At 61.1% G+C, this 20,900-nt stretch carries 18 protein-coding genes; 14 read left to right on the top strand and 4 right to left on the bottom strand.

The annotated features are described in order from the left end of the window. Positions 1-13 precede the first annotated feature (13 nt). From MAF45_RS04140 to MAF45_RS04105, 8 genes are all read left to right on the top strand, one after another. Positions 14-2,221: a molybdopterin-dependent oxidoreductase gene (locus MAF45_RS04140; protein ID WP_237978290.1), complete on the top strand. Its 2,208-nt coding sequence runs from the start codon at positions 14-16 to the stop codon at positions 2,219-2,221. A gap of 15 nt (positions 2,222-2,236) precedes the next feature. Then, a complete protein-coding gene (locus MAF45_RS04135) occupies positions 2,237-2,791 on the top strand; it encodes a 4Fe-4S dicluster domain-containing protein (protein WP_118076063.1) in 555 nt (184 codons plus the stop codon). Positions 2,792-2,793: 2 nt separating this feature from the next. Next, positions 2,794-3,471 (top strand): TorD/DmsD family molecular chaperone, encoded by a 678-nt coding sequence (locus tag MAF45_RS04130; protein WP_237978289.1) that lies wholly within the window; start codon positions 2,794-2,796, stop codon positions 3,469-3,471. After that, the gene (locus tag MAF45_RS04125) at positions 3,458-4,447 is read left to right on the top strand and encodes a formate dehydrogenase subunit gamma (RefSeq protein ID WP_237978288.1); all 990 of its coding nucleotides are present in this window, start codon (positions 3,458-3,460) and stop codon (positions 4,445-4,447) included. Before MAF45_RS04130 ends, MAF45_RS04125 begins: the two co-directional genes overlap by 14 nt. A gap of 190 nt (positions 4,448-4,637) precedes the next feature. Next, a complete protein-coding gene (locus tag MAF45_RS04120) occupies positions 4,638-5,231 on the top strand; it encodes a 4Fe-4S dicluster domain-containing protein (protein ID WP_237978287.1) in 594 nt (197 codons plus the stop codon). Between the two features lie 9 nt (positions 5,232-5,240). After that, a complete protein-coding gene (locus MAF45_RS04115) occupies positions 5,241-8,168 on the top strand; it encodes a molybdopterin dinucleotide binding domain-containing protein (RefSeq protein WP_237978286.1) in 2,928 nt (975 codons plus the stop codon). Positions 8,169-8,401: 233 nt separating this feature from the next. Then, on the top strand, positions 8,402-9,472 hold the full coding sequence (gene eutH, locus MAF45_RS04110) for an ethanolamine utilization protein EutH (RefSeq protein ID WP_237978285.1): 1,071 nt from the start codon (positions 8,402-8,404) through the stop codon (positions 9,470-9,472). Between the two features lie 120 nt (positions 9,473-9,592). After that, entirely contained in the window at positions 9,593-9,757 is a 165-nt protein-coding gene (locus MAF45_RS04105) for a hypothetical protein (protein ID WP_237978284.1), read from the top strand. Between the two features lie 45 nt (positions 9,758-9,802). Here the strand turns inward: MAF45_RS04105 and MAF45_RS04100 are convergent, their stop codons facing one another. After that, on the bottom strand, positions 9,803-10,222 hold the full coding sequence (locus MAF45_RS04100) for a hypothetical protein (RefSeq protein WP_237978283.1): 420 nt from the start codon (positions 10,220-10,222) through the stop codon (positions 9,803-9,805). Between the two features lie 275 nt (positions 10,223-10,497). On the opposite strand from MAF45_RS04100, the gene MAF45_RS04095 reads away from it, so the two are divergent. Then, positions 10,498-11,910, top strand: a complete 1,413-nt coding sequence (locus tag MAF45_RS04095) for a DASS family sodium-coupled anion symporter (protein ID WP_237978282.1) — start codon at positions 10,498-10,500, stop codon at positions 11,908-11,910. Positions 11,911-12,063: 153 nt separating this feature from the next. Here MAF45_RS04095 and MAF45_RS04090 read toward each other — a convergent pair whose 3' ends face one another. Both MAF45_RS04090 and MAF45_RS04085 read right to left on the bottom strand, forming a co-directional pair. Next, complete coding sequence (locus MAF45_RS04090) at positions 12,064-12,987, bottom strand: EamA family transporter (protein ID WP_237978281.1); 924 nt, start codon at positions 12,985-12,987, stop codon at positions 12,064-12,066. After that, the gene (locus MAF45_RS04085; protein WP_237978280.1) at positions 12,980-14,191 is read right to left on the bottom strand and encodes a M20 metallopeptidase family protein; all 1,212 of its coding nucleotides are present in this window, start codon (positions 14,189-14,191) and stop codon (positions 12,980-12,982) included. Before MAF45_RS04085 ends, MAF45_RS04090 begins: the two co-directional genes overlap by 8 nt. A 145-nt stretch (positions 14,192-14,336) precedes the next feature. On the opposite strand from MAF45_RS04085, the gene MAF45_RS04080 reads away from it, so the two are divergent. Continuing rightward, the gene (locus tag MAF45_RS04080; RefSeq protein WP_237978279.1) at positions 14,337-14,654 is read left to right on the top strand and encodes a glutaredoxin domain-containing protein; all 318 of its coding nucleotides are present in this window, start codon (positions 14,337-14,339) and stop codon (positions 14,652-14,654) included. 122 nt (positions 14,655-14,776) lie between these two features. Here MAF45_RS04080 and MAF45_RS04075 read toward each other — a convergent pair whose 3' ends face one another. Continuing rightward, on the bottom strand, positions 14,777-16,489 hold the full coding sequence (locus MAF45_RS04075; RefSeq protein WP_237978278.1) for an ammonia-forming cytochrome c nitrite reductase subunit c552: 1,713 nt from the start codon (positions 16,487-16,489) through the stop codon (positions 14,777-14,779). A gap of 365 nt (positions 16,490-16,854) precedes the next feature. Here MAF45_RS04075 and MAF45_RS04070 point away from each other — a divergent pair, with 365 nt between their 5' ends. The 4 genes from MAF45_RS04070 (at position 16,855) to MAF45_RS04055 (ending at position 20,861) form a co-directional block, all read left to right on the top strand. Further along, complete coding sequence (locus MAF45_RS04070; protein WP_237978277.1) at positions 16,855-17,829, top strand: cytochrome c biogenesis ResB family protein; 975 nt, start codon at positions 16,855-16,857, stop codon at positions 17,827-17,829. After that, a complete protein-coding gene (gene ccsA / locus MAF45_RS04065) occupies positions 17,826-18,626 on the top strand; it encodes a cytochrome c biogenesis protein CcsA (RefSeq protein WP_237978276.1) in 801 nt (266 codons plus the stop codon). The genes MAF45_RS04070 and ccsA overlap by 4 nt, the downstream gene beginning before the upstream one ends. A 12-nt stretch (positions 18,627-18,638) precedes the next feature. Continuing rightward, on the top strand, positions 18,639-20,126 hold the full coding sequence (gene pdxR / locus MAF45_RS04060) for a MocR-like pyridoxine biosynthesis transcription factor PdxR (protein ID WP_237978275.1): 1,488 nt from the start codon (positions 18,639-18,641) through the stop codon (positions 20,124-20,126). Between the two features lie 237 nt (positions 20,127-20,363). Then, complete coding sequence (locus MAF45_RS04055; RefSeq protein ID WP_237978274.1) at positions 20,364-20,861, top strand: pyridoxamine 5'-phosphate oxidase family protein; 498 nt, start codon at positions 20,364-20,366, stop codon at positions 20,859-20,861. Positions 20,862-20,900: the final 39 nt, after the last annotated feature.

The raw sequence follows: 20,900 nt of genomic DNA, 5'->3' as shown, positions 1-20,900 counted from the left end.
TAGGAGACAAACTATGAGAGTTTCTCGTCGTGATTTATTGAAAGGTGCGGGGGCTACTGTTGCAGTAGGCGGCCTGTCCGGCCTCATGATTGGCTCCGCGAGCGCAATGCATTCCGTTGGCGCCAATCCGGTGCTGCTTGATAAGCGCAGTGGGACGGTGAAGTACCACAGCTGCCTGAGAAACTGCGCTGACCGCTGTCTCATGAAGTTCCGCGTCCAGGACGGACGCATGACCTTTGTGAGCGGCGCCGAGGAGCAGTTCAAAACCGGAACGTGCCCCTGCGTGAAGGGCCAGACGTACGTGGAATACACCTATGCACCCGACCGGATCCTGCACCCGATGGTGCGGGTAGGGGAAAAGGGTTCCGGAAAGTGGAAGCGCATCACCTGGGACGAGGCATGGGATATCCTCGTCAAGAAAACCAATGAAGTCGTAGAAAAATACGGTTCTGAAGCCGTACTGCCGTATTCCTACTCCGGCAACTACGGTGCGATCGGCATGAGAGCCGCAGGAGACCGGTTCTTTAACCGCCTCGGCTCCTCTGTGCTGGACCGTTTGGTCTGTACGGAAGGCGGCGTCGCGGGCTACGGCAGCGTGCAGGGCACGACCGACGGCCCGGATCCCGAAACCATTCCGGGGTGCGACTGCTATGTGTCCTGGGGCTTCAACGAAACCGTTTCCAACGTCCATGGCATCAAATACATCAACATGGCACGTGACAACGGCGCGAAAGTTCTGGCCGTCAACCCCAACCGTACTCCGATCTGCTCCCAGGCCGATGTCTATCTGCAGCCCCGTCCCTCGACCGACGCGTATGTGGCGGTTGGGGTAATGAAGTACATGCTGGAGCACGGGCTCGAAGACAAGGAGTTCATGGAGAAGTGCTGCATTGGCGCCGACAAAGCCGTGGCCCGCATCAATTCCATTTCCTGGGACGAAATTGTCAAGACAACGGATCTTAAGCGTGAAGAGATCGAGGAATGGGCCAAGGTCTACTGCAATGCGAAAAAAGTGATCATCCGCGGCGGCTACGGCATGCAGCGCAACTTCAACGGCGCGCGCATGACTCGGGCGATTGGCATCATGCAGGCGATGCACGGGATGTTCGACAAGCCCAACGCCGGCATCATCTATGACAACGTCCGGCCGATCACGGGTATGAACCTGGACAAAGGCAGGGGTAACTTCCTGCGCAAGGGCGAGCAGCAGCACGTCAACATGACGGATTTGGATACTGCCCTTCTGGGAGAAAACCCGACCACTGAGGGGCGCAAGATCAAGCCGATCCATGAGCTCGTCATCTACAACGGCAATCCCGTCGCCGTCTCCCCGAACGTGAATCAGGTGATCCGCAACCTGAAGCGCGATGATCTCTTCGTGGTCGGCTTCGACATGATCATGACTGACTCCATGCAGTACTGCGACCTGTTGCTGCCGGCCTCCACCCAGTTCGAGACAGACGACATCATCGGCGACTATCAGTGCTGGTTCGTCCAGATCTGTGAGAAAGTCATCGAACCGCTGGGCGAATCGAAGCCGAATCTCACTTTCTTTGAGGAATGGGCCCATCGGATGGGCTATACGGATCCTGCTTTCGATGAGACGGCCTTTGACATCATGCGCGACTTCCTGACGGATGCCGCCCCGTGGTACAAGGGCGTGACGGTTGAACGGCTGCAGAAGGAAAAGTTCATTAAGCTGCCGCTGCCAGAAAGCGTGCCTGTCCGCCATGGCCAGAAGTGCGGGACGCCTTCCGGAAAGATTGAGCTTTACTCCGAGTCCATGAAGAAGGCGGGATTTGATCCGGTGGTCGATCTTGGATTGCCGGAAAGCGAAATGCCTCCGGAAGAAAAGAAGCTCCCCTTCCGCATGCTCTCGCCCGGCATCCCCCAGCGTGTCAATTCGTCCTTCTACAACGTGAAGTACATCCGCGCCTTCAATGCCTACGAGTGCGAAATCAATCCTGCTGACGCCAAGAAGCTGGGCATTGCGGCAGGAGACCGCGTGAAGCTTTCCAACCAGCGCGGAACCGCATACTTCATCGCGCGCCTGACCACTCGCGTGCGCCCGGGCGTGGTGAGGACAACCAAGTGCAACTGGCGCTCCACCAATCCCTTCGGTCACAACACGAACACCAACAGCCTCACGACAGGCAAGCTCTCGGACTTGGGCGGCGGCTCTGCATATCACTCGACCCGCGTTGCGGTGGCAAAGGCTTAAAGGAGGCGAACTCAAATGGCAGAAAACAAACTTCAGAAAGGCTTCATTTTCCGTCAGGAAAACTGCGTGGGTTGCGGTGGCTGCACGATCGCCTGCCAGATCCACAACGAGCTGCCGGAAGACGTCCGCTTCCGCAAGGTTGATCTCTATGAGGTGAAGGACTCCAGAGGCAGGATCCGCGACGTGTGGCTGTCTCATGCCTGCATGCACTGCTCGAACCCGAGCTGCATGGCTGTCTGCCCGGCCGGCGCGTTCCTGAAGCGCGACGACGGCATTGTTGTGCTGGATCGAAGCAAGTGTACGGGTTGCGGACTTTGCAGGAGCGCTTGCCCGTACGATGCCATCGTGATCAGCAAAAAAGACGGCAAAGCGGCCAAATGCAATATGTGCATCGAGCTGCTCGATGCCGGCCTGAACCCGGCCTGCGTCGACGGATGCCCGATTAAGTGCCTGAAAGTGGGCAACACGGCTCAGGTCCTCAACCAGACTCCGGATGCCTCCCGGCAGGGCATTGGCTATCGCGACGGCCCCAACAGGCCCAACATGGTCATCATCAGGAGGCGCAGATAAAGATGGTCACAAGAGAGGGATGGGCTGGCGCTCGCGACTTTTTCCTTGCGTTTAAGGAAGGCTGCCAGAACGCCGGAAAAAAGGAAACTTTTCAAAGGCTTTCCAGCTGGGCGCAGAACCATGGCGAAGAAGCCCTGGCCCGGGTTGCCGGAAAGTTTGCCGGCAGCGCCGAGGCGGCTGAGGTGGATTTCAACCGCATGTGTATCGGTCCGGGGAAGCTGACTGTCCCTCCCTATGAAAGCGTCTGGCGCACTCACACCCGCATCCTTAACAATCGCTACTCGGCGGCCGTTCTCCACTCTTATGCGGAAGTCGGCCTTGCACTGGATCCCCGCTTCAATGAAATGGCCGATTTTTTCGGCAACGAGCTGGAATTTCTGTATTACCTCGCATCGCTGCTGCAGGCTCATGAGAAAGCCGGGCATGCGGAGGTCTGTGAAGCCCTTGCCGAGGCGGCGGACCGCTTCTGGGCGGAACATCTTGGACACTGGGCTCATGATTTTCTGCTGGCCTTCGCCCAAGATGCGCAGGAAGAGGTCTGGAAGGAGTGGGCGCGGGTTCTCGATCGAAAACTGAGTTCACTTTTTGAAGGCGTCAGTCTTTCGCAAGACATGACGGGCATGGAAAAAACCATTGCCGTACCTTCAGCCAATTCAAGGAACTGCTATGCAAATCATTAAATATTTGACGGCCTTTGGACTTGGTGCCGCAGGTTCGGCCGCATGGGCTGCGGACAAGGCGGCACAGGAAACCGTTGAGCATATGCCGGAATTCTGGTCTGAGGTCCAGGAGCATGCGGTCAATGCCGATGTGCCTCAGCTGCTGGGATATCCCTCGGACCCCAGCCTGACCATGACGTACAACCCGGATGCGGTGAGCTCGGGCTATCTCGGCTTCCTGCAGGCAAGCACCACGATTGCGAATTTCATCTTCGCAGCCGTAGTGCTGGTCGCAGTCTTGTTTGCCGTATTCGTGATGATCAACGGACGCGCCAAGCTCGAGCATGGCTTCTCCGGCAAGCTGATCCCCAGGTGGTCCAAGCTGGACGTCTTCCTTCACTGGCTGACCGGCATTCCCGGAGTCGTGCTTATCCTGACGGGTCTGGTCATTGGCGCGGGGCGCTTCTGGCTTGAGCCGGCGATGTCCCCGTCCCATTTCTTTACCCTTGTGAGCGGATCCGTTCAGCTGCATAACTTCTTTGCCTTCCCGTTCCTGATCGGCGCCGTGATCATGATGGTGAAATGGATGAAGCGCCAGATGCCGGAAAAGGGCGACGCGGCCTGGTTTGCGAAGCTGGGCGGCTACATCAATCTGGGGAAAACAAAGGCCGAACATCCTGCTGCCGGCTTTGCCAACGCCGGCGAAAAGGCTTTTTTCTGGACGTTTGTCGTATTCGGCCTGTGCCTGATCGTGACCGGTCTGATGATGCTCTATCCGGCCGCTTTCGGCGGTGTCTCTAAAAACTCAGCTCTTCTCGCTCTCATTATTCACATTGTGAGTGCCATTGTTCTGAGCGCCTTCTCTGTCGTGCACATTTACATGGGCGCGGTCATGAGCGAGGGAGGAATCGAGAACATGCTCTCCGGAAAGTGCGATGAGAACTGGGCGATCCAGAACCACAGCCTTTGGTATGAGAAAGTCGCCAAGGGAAACTAACTTGGGATTTCTCCGAGATCTTTAACTCTCGACAGGGCGAGGCGCAGCTGCGCCCCGCTCTGCCGGCACTGAAAAGCAAGCAGCCATGATTGATCGAAGAACTTTGTTGAAAATGATGGCCGGCGGCATGACTCTGACGTTTGTTCCAAGCGCGGAAATTTTGGCGAAAACAAAAGGCAAACGTTACGGGATGGTTTTTGACGTCAGACGCTGCACCGGCTGCCTTTCCTGTACGGTGAACTGCTCCATGGAAAATCGGATCGGAGATGCACGGAGAAGAACGACCGTAGGACAGGTCGAACTCCGCGGCCCGACCGGCGGCGAGGCTGTGATCTCTATGCCGCGCCAGTGCAATCACTGCAGCAATCCGCCCTGTGTGCAGGTTTGTCCGACCAAGGCGACCTACAAGCGCAGCGAGGACGGCCTGGTAGTGATTGACTATGACCGCTGCATCCACTGCATGAACTGTGTTCCTGCGTGCCCTTATGGAGCCAGGCAGCCCGACAGCTCGCACAAGACTCCTCCTGAGAAGTGCAACTTCTGCATTCACAGGCTTCAGGCAGGGTTGCTCCCTGCCTGCGTCGAAAGCTGCATCGGGCATGCCCGCATCTTTGGCGACCTCAATGATCCAAATAGCGAAATCTATAAAGTGATCAGCAGCAGCAAGACATACGCGCTTCTTACTCAACACGGAACCAGGCCCAACATTTTCTATATCGGACTGCCTGACTCGGTCAAGGACGAAGTTCTGCTGAAGCTCGACAGCAATGACTGGCAGCGGTAAGGAGAAGCCATGCAAGAGAAGAAAATCAGATACGGTCTTGCCTCCGAACCTGAAATGAAGAAAACCGGGGGCACAGTTGAATTAAGACCCGGAATTCGCCTGGGTTTTACCAAATGCTTTACCTGCAACAACATGTGTGGCATCCGCTACAGGTATGACGAAAGGGAAGGGCGTCTGACACGCGTAGCCGGCAACCCTTACTGCGAGGTTGTAACGGGCGGCAGGCCTCTGCCGCTTTCTACCCCGGTGCGCAAGGCCTATGAGATGCTGACAGGCGATTCCGGTCTTTCCCATCGAGCAACCACCTGCGGGAAAGGCGCGAGCGGTCCCGATGTTCTTTCTGATCCCTATCGAATCGTCAAGGTTCTTAAGCGCGCAGGAAAGCGCGGAGAAAACAAATGGCGTTCGATTCCCTATGAACAGGCCCTCAGAGAAATCCTTGAAGGAGGGGATTTGTTCGGCGAGGGGCGCGTGGAGGGGCTACGGTCGATTCGCGACCTGAAGACTCCCGTCAAACCGGGCAGCCCGGAGTTCGGCTCCAAGGCCAACCAGCTATTTGCCACTTTTAACGAGGAGGACACGATCCGCGGCGGGCTTTTCAGCCGGTTCGTGACCAAAGGCTTCGGAAGCGTCAACCTCGTCTCCAAGCATGCTTATTGCGGATCTTCCGTGGGGATCGGTTATTCTCTGGGGCTCGGTCCGTCCATTGAGGCGGGCATGTGCGACATCGACTGGAACGATTTTGAATACGGAATATTCATTGGCACGGCGCCCGGCAGTTCCGGAGCGAGCCTGAACCGGCTGGGATTTGGGGCGGCAGACGCGAGGACGGCGAGAAAAGCTGAATATGTCTGTGTCGACCCTATTTTGAGGAATCCTGCCGCTGCCGAAACCGGGGCTTCGTGGCTGCCCATCATTCCGGGCGGGGACTGCGCGTTTCTGTATGCCCTCGTTCGAGTCATCATCGACCGGAAATGGTACAACGCTGACTTTTTGAGGGTTCCGTCTAAATCCGCAGCCGCAAAAGCGAAAGAGGTCAACTGGAGCAACGCCGCCTGGCTCGTCAATGTGGAAAGCGGCTCGATGGCGGACGCGGCGGAGTTTGGGCTAGGAAAGAAAGGCGAAGGGATCGTTCTGGTTGGGGGACGGGCGGTTTCCTCTGAGAAAGCGATTCTCGGCGATCTTGACGCTCAGGTGACCCTGAAGGCTCTGTCTGGCAAATCCGTTCGCCTTGCCACAAGCTTTGCTCTTCTGAAGCGCGAGGCTCAAAAGCATTCGCTTGCAGACTACAGTCGTCTGTGCGGGATACCGGCAGAGAAGATTACCGCTGTGGCGGAAAAATTCACTCACCATGGCCGCAAGGCCGCCGTGGTTTCGAACACAGGCAACTATACGGCTGACGCCCCCATGGTGGGCTGGCTGATCTGTATCCTCAACACGCTGATCGGCTCGCATGACGCGCGGGGCGGCGCCATTTATGGAAACGGCGCCCAGATGGGGTTTGAGGGAAGATACGATCTGAATACAGTCTCCGGGGCGCCAAAGCTGGACGGGCAAAGCACGGTGTGCCTCAACATGCCCTATGAAGAATCTACAGAATTCAAGCAGAAGGCGGCGAAGGGCCTTAAGCCTTATCCGGCAGGACATCTCTATCACAACATGAATCCAGGGTATGGGGCCTCGAATGCCGCGGAGATGCTTACGGCTCTTGCCAACAAATCTCCTTATCCGGCTAAAGCGCTGCTGACTTGGAGGAGCAACCCTGTTTACGCAGCTGCTTCTTTTAGCAGGCAGGCTGTCCGTGCTTTGGCTGATCCCCGGACCCTGCCGCTTTTTGTGTCGATAGATGCCTACATCAACGAGACCAATGTCTATGCGGATTACATTATCCCGGATCATGTGATGTACGAGGATTACGCCTGCGACCGCACCTGGGGGAGCTTTGACCAGTGCGTTGTGGCCGGTGCTCCTGTGTCCGAGTCCCGGACGGTGAAGGACGCCCAGGGCCGCAGAGTCGGCATGGAGCGCTTCCTCATAGACTGTGCTGTAAAACTGGGGCTGCCCGGATTCGGTCGTTCCTCGATACCGGTTAAAGACGGTTCTCCGGTCGATCTGCTGGATCCGGAGGACTGGAGTGTGCGCTACATTGCCAATGTGGCAGCCCAGTGCAAAGGGCTGCCACAGGTAACAGACGAGGATCGTAAATATGCCGGACTCGTTCACGCTATGAGGGACGTGACAGCGCGAGTGACAAAGGGCGAAGCCTCGCAAATTGAGGCTTTGTTCTCACGAGGAGGCTATTACGCTCATGAAGAGCGCTATGACGGCCAGTTTATGAAAAACGGAGGCGGCAAATTCCTGCAGCTATTCAACCCTGCCATGGCAGCGCTGCATAACTGCTACAGCGGAAAGAAGTACCCAGGAGTGCCAGTGCTGGACGAGCCTCGTTTTTTTAATGGCGACCCATGGTCGAAAATCTGGAGCAGCCAGCGTTTTCCGCTGCGCTTCAGTTCCTACAAGCCCATCCTGAGATCCCCTTATTCTGCCGCTTTCGAACATGATCTTCGGGTCAGTCCCCGGAACTTCATATTTATAAATAAGACAACGGCTGCCCGGCTGGGGCTTAAAGACGGTGACAAGGCTCGCTTGGTGAGCCCGAACGGGCTTTCTGCCGAGGGAGTTTTAAAGTGTGTTCAAGGCGTGGCGGCAGGGGCGGTTTGCGTTTCCCATTGCTTTGGGCATACAGGGTATGGCGCTAGGGACTGCCTGATTGATGGGCAGACGATTCGGGCAGACGCTCGGCGCGGCAGCGGTATTGCCGTTAATCGTTTGATTCCTCAGGATCCTACCCGGCCCGGTCCGGCTTCGCTCTTGTGCGATGTTTGGGCCGGCGGCAACTGCCGCAGCGGTATCCCGATGAGGGTGGAGAAAGCCTGAGCCGTAGTATTGCAAAGACTTCTCCCACATTCGGTTTGATGCGGCAGAGTCATCGCTGACATCGCCGGTAAGATTGTGGTACACCTCTATGCCAGAACTGTCCGGGGCGGTTCTGGCACTTTTTTAAGCTTTTTTCAGCTTCCAGAAAGCAGAATTCCTTCTCTGTCCTTTCAAGGAAAATAAAGGAAGAATTGCCGGGAAGCGTATTTTCCTTTTTTATCTGAGCCTGTGAAATGAGCACCGTGGTCATTGGGATCATGGCCTTTTTTATGACTGTCGGAGCGGTGGACAAAGCCCTCTTTGACAATCGGTTCGGCTATGGCAGGGAGTTTGAGCGGGGGTTAAACACGATGGGACCGCTTGCTATGGTCATGGTCGGCATTATGTGTGCTGCTCCGGCCCTGGGAGCGTGTATCGGCCCATTTTTCGGTAGGCTGTTCGAGTCCGTAGGATCGGATCCGGCACTATTTGCGGGGATGGTGCTGGGAGTAGATATGGGCGGTTTGCCACTAGCCCAGTCCATGGCTCACAGCAGTGAGGCGGCGGTTCTGTCCGGGATTGGTTTAGGAGGAACGTTCGGCTGCATTCTGACCTATGCGATGCCTCTCTCTCTTTCCATGTGCGGTTCGGAGAGTCGTTTGGATGTTTCCAAGGGACTGGTCATCGGCATTATCGCCGCTCCCCTCAGTCTTTTTGGGGTCGGTCTGGCGGAAGGCTATGCCATGAGCTCTCTTCTGAAACTAGGCATGCCCGCCTTCATCTTTGCGGCTACCGTAGCCGGAGCCCTTGCTTTTTTTGCGGAAAAAACGGCTCAGGTCTGCCTTCTTGTTTCCCGTTTTTTGGTCGGCGCCTTCATTCTGCTGCTGGCAGTTGCTGCACTTGAAAATTATTTTGGTTTTGTGCTGATTCCTGGGATGGCCCCTATGGGCCGGCAGTTTGAGCTCATTGGGGAAATCAGTGTGATGCTGGCGGGGGCCTATCCCTTCGTACTGTTTATCCAAAGGCACTTTGCGGGACTGCTCCATGCATTCGCTTCGTTTTTAAAGATTGATGACTCTGCAGCTTTGGGAATGATTGTCGCTCTCGCCAATCCACTGCCGACGTATACTTTGTTCGATCAAATGACCCGGCGGGGCAGGGTGATATGCTCGGCATTTTCTGGCCCCGCTCTTTGCCTTTTGGGGGATCAGCTGGGATTCGTATCGGCTGTATACCCGGCCGGAATCTCCGCGCTTTTTGCAGGAAAGCTGATAGCGGCCGTGGCCGCCCTGATTATGGCTCTTGCCTTAGTTGATGCCGGGTGAAAGTGCAGAAGAAACAGTTAGGATGGATGTCTTCTTCTGAGGTATGCCCTTTTATCGGAGCCCTGTGATTTCAGGGAAAAAAGCGGGCGAAAGGGCGCGGCCTTTCATAAAATAGAGCGCATGAAGATCGACTGGGCCGTTGTTCTCGTCTTTCTCTTTTACGCCGCCATGGGCTACGCGCTGTACCGGGGCTTTCTCTGGGCGGGAGCGAGCAGGCCTATGGCCCAGACGGTGGGGGTGCTCTACACCCTCTTTTTCGCCTGGCGCACGTTCTGGCGGCGCTGAAAGGGCCGCTCCGCCTTTTCTCTTTTCCGGCTTGGAAAGGCGGGCTTACTTCGCCCCGAGCTCTTTCATCAGGTGGCGGTCGAACTGCGACTGCCACTGCTGCACCTTCCGGTGCGCAGTGCGGTTTCCACCCTCGTCCCGGGCTTCGCTCAGGCCCCTGCTGTTCAGGAAGTGGATCTGGTACCAGTGCTCGCCGTAGTCGATCCGGTAGCGGGCCTGCATGGGCTTTCTGTCGCGGTCGAGCTTCTTGTAGACGACGGTCACCGCGCCCCGGCGGTCGGCTTCGACGCTGTAGCCCAGCCGTCCCGCCGTGTCGAGAATCGCCTGGCGGATGCGCTTTGCGCCCGCCTTGGTCTCCCGGCGCGGCAGCTCCTCGACCCGGACGCCGGAAAGCCCGCAGCCGGACAGGAGCGCGGAAGCGGCAAGCGCCGCGGGAAGGGCAAGCAGGATTCTTCTCTGCATCATCTGTTCTCCTTGAGGTGGGATCGGCGACAGAGGTCATTATAAAGAGTAAAGAGGGACTTTTTTGTTCCTCGCATCATCCCGGAGGCCGGGGCCGGGGTTCGGCGGAAAGTATTGACCGCCGGGTCCGGGCTGTGACATGATGTAGCTGGTATTCCGGAATACAGGAATACCGACACATGACAGGGATGCGCCGCTCTCTCTCGCTCCCGGTTCGGGAGCGGCCCGCGCGGCGGGGGCCGGATGACGGCCCTGCTCGTCCCCTGGGAGAGAGACTTATGACAAAAAACCAGCTCATCAAGCTCGCGGTGTGCTTCCTGCCGCTGCTGCTGCTTCTCACCGATCCGCCCTCAGGCATGAATCCCAAGGCCTGGGGACTCTTCCCCTTCTACGTGGCCACGATTCTGGGCATCATGCTGCATCCGCTCACCGAGGCCGCGATCCTCATGATCTTCCTCGGCCTCTACGCGGTCTGCATGAAGGGCCAGCAGGTGGCCCTTTCAGGCTTCGCCCTCAACATGACCTGGCTCGTCGTGGGCGCCTTTGTGATCGCGCAGGCCTTCCGCGACACGCAGCTCGGCAAGCGCATCGCCTACCACCTGATCGGGATTTTCGGGCGCACGTCCCTCGGGCTCGGCTACGCCGCGGCCTTCTCTGACTTCGTGATCGCGCCTGTGACGCCGTCCAACGCGGCGCGCACGGGCGGCATCATCTTCCCGATCTTCCGGTCGGTCGCCGAGGCCCTGGGCTCCACCCCCGAGCACAACCCCAACGCAATCGGAGCCTACCTCTCGCAGCTGCTCTACATCGTGACGATGTGCACCGGCATCACCTTCCTCACGGGCTACGCCGCCAACACCGTTGCCTGGTCGATGACCGAGCAGATTCTCGGCATGCAGGTGAGCTGGCTGCAGTGGACGACCTGCTTCATCGTGCCCGCGGGCATCGTGTTGCTGCTCGCGCCCTGGCTGATCTACAAGATCTACAAGCCCACGATCACGAAGATCGACAACAAGAGGATCGCCCGCGAGGGGCTGGAGTCGATCGGGCCGATGAACAGGAACGAGAAGGTGCTCTGCGTTCTCTTCCTCGCCGCGATCGCGCTCTGGGCGACCTCCTCCTACACCGGGATCAACAGCACGGCCGTCGTCCTCGGCTTCATCTCGCTTTGCCTTCTCACCGGGATCCTCAAGTGGAAGGACATCGCGGTGAACGGCCAGATCTGGTCGACGCTCGCCTGGTACGGCGGCATCCTCGGCATGGCCGGCGCCCTGAACAAGTTCAAGTTCTTCAACTGGATGGCCGACTGGCTGCAGACGCTCGTCGACTTCTCCTCCTTCAACCACGTGGCGCTTCTGATCCTGCTGGTCTTCGCCGGCACCGGCTGCCGCTACCTCTTTGTCTCCTGCGGCGCCTACATGGCCTCGGTGATCCCCGTGCAGTACACGATCGGACTGGCCGCGGGGCTGCCGAAGTGGGACATGTTCCTCGTGTTCCTCACCTGCGGCGTGATGGGGGCCCTCGTGACCCACTACGCGAACGCGGCCGGCCCCGTGCTCTTCGGCGCGGGCTATGTGCCTCTGAAGAAGTGGTGGGCGACCGGCCTTTTCGTGACGCTGCTCTCCTACGTGATCTTCGCGCTGATCGGCGTGCCCTACTGGAGGATGCTGGGCCTGTTCACGTCGCTTTAAAGGCGGTTTGGCGCGCGGGAAAAGGGCGGCGCTGTCTCCTGCCTCCTTTTTCCCTTGCGGGCGCAGCCCTCCCGGCCTGCCTCACGCCCCTTTCCGGGCGGCGGCAGCGGACCGGGAGGGCTTTTTTGCCGGCCCAGGCTGAAGGGCTTTCCCTCAGCCCGGGCCGCCCGGTCCCTTCCGCGGCAGCGCGAGGATCACCATGTTCGCGATCACCATGGCCGCTCCCGCCGCCTCCGGGGCGGAAAAGGGCACCCCGAGCAGCGTCACGGTGAGGATCACCGCGGTGAGGGGCTCGAAGGAGGAGAGCAGGCTCGTCACCGAGGCGGGCACATAGGAGGTGCTCTTCAGGTAGCAGCCGAAGGCGAGCACCGTGCCGAAGATCACGATGAAGGCGTAGAGGCCGGCCGACTCCCAGGTCCAGCGGGCGCCGCCTGCGAAAGGCGAGGTAAAGAGCAGGTCGGCCGCACCTCCCAGGGCCATCGCCCAGCCCACCGCGAAGCGCACGCCCGTGCGGCGGATGACCGAGCCGGGCTGCAGCGTGCAGAACGCCCCGAACCCGGCCGAGACGATGCCCCAGGCGACTCCGGAGACGGAGAAGTCGAGGCTGGAGAGCCGGCCCTTGGAGACGAGCAGCGCCACCCCGGCCATCGCGAGCGCGAGGCACAGGACTTCGCGGCCCCGCAGGAGCCTTCTCTCGCGCGCCGCGAGCCAGAGGATCACGAAAAGCGGCACGAAGCCCACCATGAGCGAGGCCGTGCCGGCGTTGGCCGCGTCAATGGAGAGGAAAAAAGTGAGCTGGATGAGGACGAAGCCCGCGCCGAGGACCGCGATGTCGCGGAGGTTGCGAAGGTCGGAGAAAAGTGGCCTCAAAAGCCCGCGCCGCGAGAAGAGCGCCTCGAGGGCGAGCATGAGGGCGCCCGCCCCGATCAGCCGGATCGACACGAGGTCCTGCGGCCTGAAGCCAAAGCGCGTGAAAAGCACCTGCGCGGCCACGCCCATCGAGCCGAAGCAGATCCCGGAGAAGGCGGCGAGAAAGACGCCCTCGAGCGTGCGCAGCGCTGTCCTGCGCTCAGGCATCGGCTGCGGCAAGCTCTTCGAGCCTGACCCTTGCGATTTTCGACAGCAGCGTCGCCGCGGCGGGGAGCACCTCGTCGTTGAAGTCGAAGACGGGGCTGTGTACGCCCGCGGTGTGGTCCTCGTCGCGGATGCCGATCCGGATCATGACGCCGGGAACTACCCGCTGGTACTCGGCGAAGTCCTCCGAGCTCATGAAGGGCTTCATGTCGGGCACGACGTGCTCCCCTCCGAAGAGCTTCTGCGCGATCCCGGCCGCCTCGAGCGTCCGGTCGCGGTCGTTGATCACGGCGGGGGTCTTCCGCTCGTAGCGGATTTCGGAGCTGCAGCCGTTCGCGCGGGCAGTCTCCTCGGTCATGAGCTGCACCTCGCGCTCGATCTGCGAGCGGACCTCTTCGGAGTACGTGCGCACCGTTCCGCTCATGGTGAGCAGCGGCGGGACCACGTTCTGCGCCTCGTAGCGCCCGGCGTTCAACGAGCAGACCGAGACCACCGCGGGCTCGATCGGGTCGACCCGGCGCGAGACGATGCTCAGGAGCGCCCCGTAGAGCTGGACGCCGGCCGCAATCGGGTCGATCCCGAGGTGCGGGCGCCCGCCGTGGGTGCCCCGGCCGTGGATTTTGATCCAGAAGTTGTCCGAGGAGGCCTGAAGAGGCCCCGCCCGGAAGCCGAAGACTCCCTTGGGCAGCATCGGCTCGTCGTGCGCGCCGTAGATCTCCCGGATGCCGTATTTCTGGAAGACGCCCGAGTCGACCACCGCCTTCGCCCCTCCGGTCGGCTCCTCGCAGGGCTGGAAAATGCCGATCACGCGGCCCGCAAAGCTGCGGTCCGTGGCGAGGTGCCGCAGCGCCCCGAGAAGCCACGTCTGGTGCCCGTCGTGCCCGCAGGCGTGGCAGCGCCCCTTGATCCGGCTCGCCCAGGGGCGGCCCGAGAGGTCGTCGATCGGCAGCGCGTCGATGTCGGCCCGAAGGGCGAGCGCGGGCCCCGGGCGGCTGCCGTTCACCACGGCGATCACGCCGTTCCTCACGGTCTTTTGATCGATCTCGTCCGCGCCCCAGCCGCGCAGCAGCCCCGCGATCCGCTCCGCGGTCTTCGGCGTTTCAAACCCAAGCTCGGGGTTCTCGTGGATCTCGTGCCGGATCGCTGCGAGCTCGTCGGCCCAGGCGGCGATCTCCGGGAAGACCTTGTCCTTCAGAACGAACTCCATGGAGCTCCTCCACAATAAAAAATCAGGATGGGAAAAGGTTATAGCACCAGGCTCGGGGGCGGTGAGAAAAGCAGCTAAACTAACGAAAACGGCGGCCTTTCCCCCGCCGCTTCCACCCCTCTCAAGTCAAAAGGAAAAACAGCTGATGCTTAAAGTTTACGGAAGCCCGATGTGCCCGGACTGCAGAGCCTGCAAGGCGAATTTCGACCGCTTCGGCATTGCCTATGAGTATCTCGATGTCACGGGAAGCCTGAAGAACCTGAAGCAGTTCCTGATCTACCGCGACTCGAACCCGGTCTTCGACCGGCTGAAAAAAATCCACGACATCGGGCTGCCCGCCTGCGTGGACGAGGACGGCACGATTTTCACCGACTGGGAAGGCTACCTGAAGGGAAAGGGCTTCAAGCCTTTCGCGGTCGAAGCCTCCGCACCGGCCTGCAGCGTGACCGGAAAGGGCTGCTGAAATCAAGGGCGCAGGGGGAGTCCGGCTTTCCTCCGTTGCAGCCTTTGGAAGATGATCAAAAGCCCCCGGGAAATTGTCTTTCCCGGGGACCCTTGTTTTTCAGGACTGCCTGCGAATGGGATTTACAGGGTCTTGAAAACCTTCTTTGCCTTGCCGTTCGCGCTTCTCAGATCCCAGATCGTCTTCGTGACCGAGCGGTCGAACGCCCTCGGATTGTGGAAGCCGCTCGAGAGGTCCGTGAGCCAGTAGTCGCGGGTCGAGAGGTACTGCTCGTAGGCCTCGGTGAGGGTCTTCAACTCCGCCTGCGGCAGCGTCGCCTTCTTCGCCTTCACGGCGGCGAGCATCCGCTGCGCGTCCTTGGCGGCCATCTCCATCTTCTGGGTGCGGATCCTGTAGGCCTGCTGGATCGACTCGATCGTGTAGAGCGCCTGGCCGGGGTTCGTCCAGTTGTCCCTGGAGCCCGGACCGTGGCATTCGCTCCTCATGCAGGTGTTCCGGACCTTCAGCTTCGCAAGGCTCGGCTGGTGCTCGAACGTGCCGTCCTTCTTCTTCGCGAAGTGGCAGTCGGTGCAGGTGACGCCGGCCTGGCCGTGCCTGCTGTTGATCAGGATTTCAACGTTCGGGTGGTCGGAGCCGTTGATGTACTTCACGCCGGTGAGCCCGTTCGTGCCCTGGTTCCAGCCCTTCTTCTTGAACCACTCGTAGGTCTTCACCGGGTCGCCCAGGAACTCGGTCGAGTAGGGGCTCACGCCGGCCTTGGCGAGTTCCTCGCGGGTGACGGGTTTGCCGGTGTCATTGTGCTTGTAGTTGAGGTAGCGGTTGGCCGCGTTGTGGCACTGGCCGCACTGGTAGTTGGCGTTGTAGTCGGAGAGGATGCCGATCTTGCGCGTGAAGCCGCGCACGCCCATGTCGATCACCTCCATCGACGGGAAGGCCTTGCTGCCCTTCTTCGCCTGCCTCTGGTAGGTGTTTCCGCGGCCGTTCTTTCCGGTCATCGATTCGATCATCGGCGCGAAGATCACGCGCGGCTCGGCCGAGTGCGGATCGTGGCAGAAGCTGCAGTTGAAGCCCGAGTGCGTGCCTTTCAGCATCGGGACCACCTTGCTGTCGAAGTCATAGCCCTTCGGGTTGGGCGCGGTCACGTCGTAGGCGTACTCCAGCATCGTCTCGGAGGTCTTGCAGAGCAGGCAGCGCGAGTCCTGCTGGCCCTCGCGGCCCTTATGCGGCCGCCAGCCGATGCCGATTACGTCGCCCTTCATCAGGTCGCCGTTTTGCGGGAAGTCGTCGATGATGTTCTTCCAGTGGTCCTCCTGAGGCGCGCCCTGCGCGACAAGGGACTTGTACTTGAAGCGGCCGTTGGCGCGGTTCGCGATGAAGTCCGACATGAGCCCGGCGTGGAAGCGCGGGAACTTGTGCTGGATCGCGCGCGGCCACCCGTCGTCCTGGTCGCGCACGAAGCTGTAGTCGTTCATGCCCTTCTTCTGGGCCCATTCGTAGTGGTACTTGGGATTGAACAGGTCCTTGTGCTGCTCTTTGTGGCACTGGGAGCAGGAGCCGTAGTCAAAGCGGGTCTTCGGGCGGTTGGCGGCCGAAGGGGCGGAAGTGTGCCCCGCGGGCACCGTGTGGCAGGAGCCGCAGTTCACGTTCCTGTGCGCCCCGCGGTTGTGGAGCTTCGCCACCGGGGTGTGGCAGGCGAGGCACTGCTGCGGGTTCTCGACCTTCTGCGCGGGCGGCGTGAGCGGCGCGGCCCGTGTCAGGGCCTCGGCCGCCGGGGCGGCTCCAAGGGCGGTTGCGGCGCAGAGCGCGAGCGCTGCCGGAAATGCTTTCCCTTTCATGATGGGCTCTCCTTCGTAGAGTTTTTTTATAAAAGCAATGAAGCCAATGAAGCCGTGGCTTGAACATTGAAGCCATTTAAGCATCAGTTAAGATTTCCAAATAGACCCATTTTGGAAATAAATCATGGATCCAAAACGGAGCCAAAAAGGCGGGAAAGAGGCCTGCTTTTAGAAATTGAAAAATTAAATTATTTAAAAACAGTATGATGAATGATTATTTCTTTCTGAGCGCTCCGTCCGGACCTGGTTTTCAGAGGGCGGCCGGCGGGAAATGGCCTCATCATTTAGCCGCAGTTTGGATCTAGTCATTCCGGGGGCGTTTCGGTAGATTGGATCCAATCAAAAACACTTGGATCCATCGTAAAATGCAGGTCCGCTCACTGTTTAAGAACATTCCGCTGCTGCTTTGCGCGGCCGGGGCCGTCGTCACGGCGGCAAGCCTCGTACTCGCCACGGCAAGGCGCGGGCTCGAGTCCGCCGCGGACTCTCCGGGGCTGCTCGCGGGACTTGCGCTTTTCGCGGCCTCTCTCGCCCTTTATCTGGTCCGCAGGCTGCGCCGTCCGGAGGCGAGCCTCGCCTGGGTCTCGCTCGTGCTCCTGCACGCGGGGCTGCTCGCCGCGCTCGCCGGTTTTTTCCTTAACGCCCGGTACGGAGAGAAGGGCTTCGTCTACATCCGCGAGGGCGACGCCGCCTCCTTTTACGTGGACAAAAGCGACAAGGACCGGAAGCTGCCCTTCGCGCTGCGGCTGAACGACTTCCGGATCAGAACCTACCCGAACTCGCTCCGCATCCGCTCCTACGACTCCGACATCACCGTGGAGGACGGGGGAAAGAAAACGAACGTGAAGCTTTCCGTGAACCATCCGTTCTCCTACGGCGGCTACGACTTTTATCAGCACAGCCACGGCCTCACCGCGGGCCTTAATCCGCGGATTCTGGCCAAGGCCGGCCCGCGCGAGGCTGCCCTGGAGCTGAAGTTCCGCGAGACCGCCCGGGTCCCGGGCTGCGGCTCGGTCACCGTGCGCGACTTCATCCCGAGCGCGGTCTTTCCGGACTCCGGCATCCGGGACGCGGGCGTGAAGGGGATCCTCAATCCCGCCTACCTCGTCGATCTCGTCACGGAAAAGGGCGCTCACTTCAGGCGCTGGGTGCTTCCGGCCGCGCCCGAGTCCGAGCAGCTGGGAGGCTGCAGGCTGCGCTTCCTCGACTTCAAGGGGGTGGAGTACACGGTGCTCTCCGTCTCGCGGCTGCCCTTCAGTCCCCTGATCCTGCTGGGCTTCGCACTGGCCAGCGCAGGCTGCGCGGGACTTGCTCTCGTCATTCGGAGGAAAGTGAAATGAGCGCAGAAGAAATGGCCGGGCTCGCAGGGCTCCTTCTCATCCTCGCCGGGCTGCTCGGGCTGCTGGGTGGCCGAGGGCTGCGGCGTTTCTCCTTCATCCCGGCGCTGCCCGCCATGGCCCTCATGGCCTGGGGCTTTGTCCTGCGCTGGCGGGGCTACGCGCAGGCGATGGACGTGAGCTGGTTCGAGTCCTTCCCGGTCTCCACCTTTTTTGAGTCGGCTCTTTTCTTTGCCTTCCTCACGCTCGCGCTCGGGCTCTTCGTCCTGCGCCGCACGGACTCGCGGTTCTTTCCCGCGGCGCTTTTCGGCGGGTGCGGCGCGCTGCTGCTCTTTTTGTCGCTCTCGGGCATCCCCTCGCGGCCCCTGCTTTTCCTGCCGTCGCTCAAGAGCGGCTGGCTCATCGCCCACGTGGCGCTCTCCTTTGCCGCCTACGCGGCCTATGCGGTCGCCGCCGTGCTCTCGCTCGGCATCATCTTCTCCAGCCGGGGCGAGCGGCTCGTGCCGGTGCTGCGGCGGTTGCTCGCCGATGCGACGCTTGTCTTCACCGTGGGCGGCCTCATCTTCGGGGCGGTCTGGGCGCAGTACTCCTGGGGCCGCTTCTGGGCCTGGGATCCGAAGGAGACCTGGGCCTTCCTCACCTGGTGCGCCTACGTGCTGCTGCTGCACGCCGACTGGCGCGGTAAGCTTTCGGGCAGGGGGCTCGCGGCCTGGGCGCTCGCCGACTTCGTCATCGTGCTCTTCACCTACTTCGGCGTGAGCGTGCTTTTCGCCGGACTGCACAGCTACATCTCTTTTTAGGGGAGACGGCATATGGCCGCACGCACTTCAAGCCTCACGCTTGACATTGAGCTCGACACCGGGGAGGGCGCAGCCCCCCTGAAGGACCAGGTCTACCAGGCGCTTCTCGCGGGGATCCGGTCCGGGTCGCTGCGGCCGGGCGACCGGCTGCCTTCCTCGCGCGCGCTCTCGGCCCGGCTCGGGGTGGGGCGCGTCACAGTGACCGCCGCCTACGCGCGGCTTCGCGACGAGGGCTGGCTCGCCCCGCGGGCGGGTAGCGGCAGCGTCGTCACCCTCCCGCCGGGCGACCGGGCGGCGGCCCCGCTGAGCGTCGCCGTCCCCGCGGTGCAAAAGCGCGTTTCCCCGAGGGCCTCGCTCGCGCTCGAAGCGCTGTCCTTCCGCGTGCAGGCGCTGCGGCCCTTCGCGATCGCGAGCCCCGACTACGAAAGCCTTCCCGGCAAGAAGTGGACGCAGATCGTCGCCCGCGTCTCGAAAAGCCCGTGGCTGCACAACGGCTACTGCGAGCCCTGCGGCTACCCGCCTTTCCGCGAGGCGATCGCGAACTACGTGCGCCGCGCGCGGGGCCTTAACTGCGCCCCCGAGGACGTGATTGTGACAAGCGGCATCCAGCAGGGGCTGTCCATGTGCGTGCAGGTGCTCTTCGAGCCGGGCGAGAAAATCCTGGTCGAGGATCCCGGCTACCAGCCGCACCGCCAGGCGCTCGCCTATTTTGGGCTCAGGCCCGAGCCCGTGAGGATCGAAGAGCCGGGGCTTGACCTGGAGGCGGTCCGCTCCTCCGGCGCCCGCGGGATGCTCGTCACTCCCTGCCACCAGTATCCGATGGGCTACCTCATGGGTCAGAAGGACCGCTCCGGGCTCATCGGCTGGGCCGCCTCGAGCGGCGCCTGGCTGATCGAGGACGACTACGACGGGGAGCTGCGCTTCGACGGCGCCCCGCATTCGGCGCTTGCCTCCGCGGACGCGGCCCGCGGCTCGGTGGTCTACCTGGGCAGCTTCACGAAGATGATCTACCCGGGCTTCAACATGGGCTACCTCATCGCCCCGAAGGGGCTCGCGGCGGCCTTCGGGGGCGCGAAGATGCTCAACGACCGCCACGCGAGCGAGGTCCACCAGGTGATTCTCGCCGAGTTCATTGCGGGTGGCCGGTACGAGGCGCACGTGCGCCGGCTGAAAAAGCTCTACAAGGCCCGCCGCGCCGCGATGATCGAGGCGGCGCAGAGCCTTCTCGGCCGCTACGGGCGCATCGTCTCGGGGCCCCAGGGCACGCACCTCGCCTTCCAGTTTTCAATCCCCGTGGACGACAGGAAGCTCGCGCAGTTTCTGAGAAGCGCCTGCGGGCTCGAGCTGCGGACGCTCTCGGAGTGCTGCATCGCAAGGCGAGACCTCTCGGGCCTGATCCTCGGGTTCGCGGGCTTCACCGAGGAGCAGATCCGCGAGGGGATGCACCTCATGGCCAAGGGGATCGAGCGGTTCCTCTCTGGCCAGGGGGAAGGCCGGTAAAGGCAGCGGTTTAGGACGAGGGCAGCGCGGCAATGGTTGATAAAGCGGATCCGAAGCCTTGGCCTGACACTTTTTTTGGAGGAGGAAAGCCTGAAGGAATCCCGCGGGACGGCCCGCGGCTTCAGGCTCCCGGTCCGGAAACCGGACACCCCGGGCCCGCGGGAACGGGCCCTTCTTCCGCCGGGGGACGGCCTCCGCGGACATTTCTGAAGTGAATGAAAGATGCAGGAACGGAAAATGAGGCGGTTCGGGCAGCAGCTCTCCCCGGCCGAGTGCGAAGAGATTCTGAAGGCGGGCCACACGGCGGTCCTCTCCCTTCAGGGCGACGACGGCTTCCCCTACGGCGTCCCGGTCAATTACGCCTACCTCGACGGGAAGATCTACATCCACGGTGCTCCCGGGGGCTACCGGTTCGAGTGCGTGAGGCGCGACCCGAAGGTGTCGCTTGCCGTCATCGCCGAGGGGAAGGTCCTCCCGCTCACCTACGAGACGCGCTACAGAAGCGTGATCGTGCGCGGCACCGGCCGCTATATCGAAAAGGACGAGGACAAGCTCGCGATCCTCAACGCCATGATGGACCGCCTCGCGCCCGGAAGGCTCGAGGAGCGGGCCCGCGAGATCCAGAAATTCAGCTACTTCGCCCTGCTCGAGGTGACCCCGGTTCAGATCACGGGGAAGATGGCGTTCTGCGTCCTTATGGAGCGGCGCGCGAAGGAGGCGCAGAGCGAGGCTTGAAGCGAAGGCGGAAAGCCTGCGCGTTCCGCCTTCACGCAA

Source organism: Mesosutterella porci, from assembly GCF_022134585.1.
Lineage (GTDB): Bacteria > Pseudomonadota > Gammaproteobacteria > Burkholderiales > Burkholderiaceae_F > Mesosutterella > Mesosutterella porci.
This window is presented reverse-complemented; position numbering and strand designations above follow the sequence as displayed.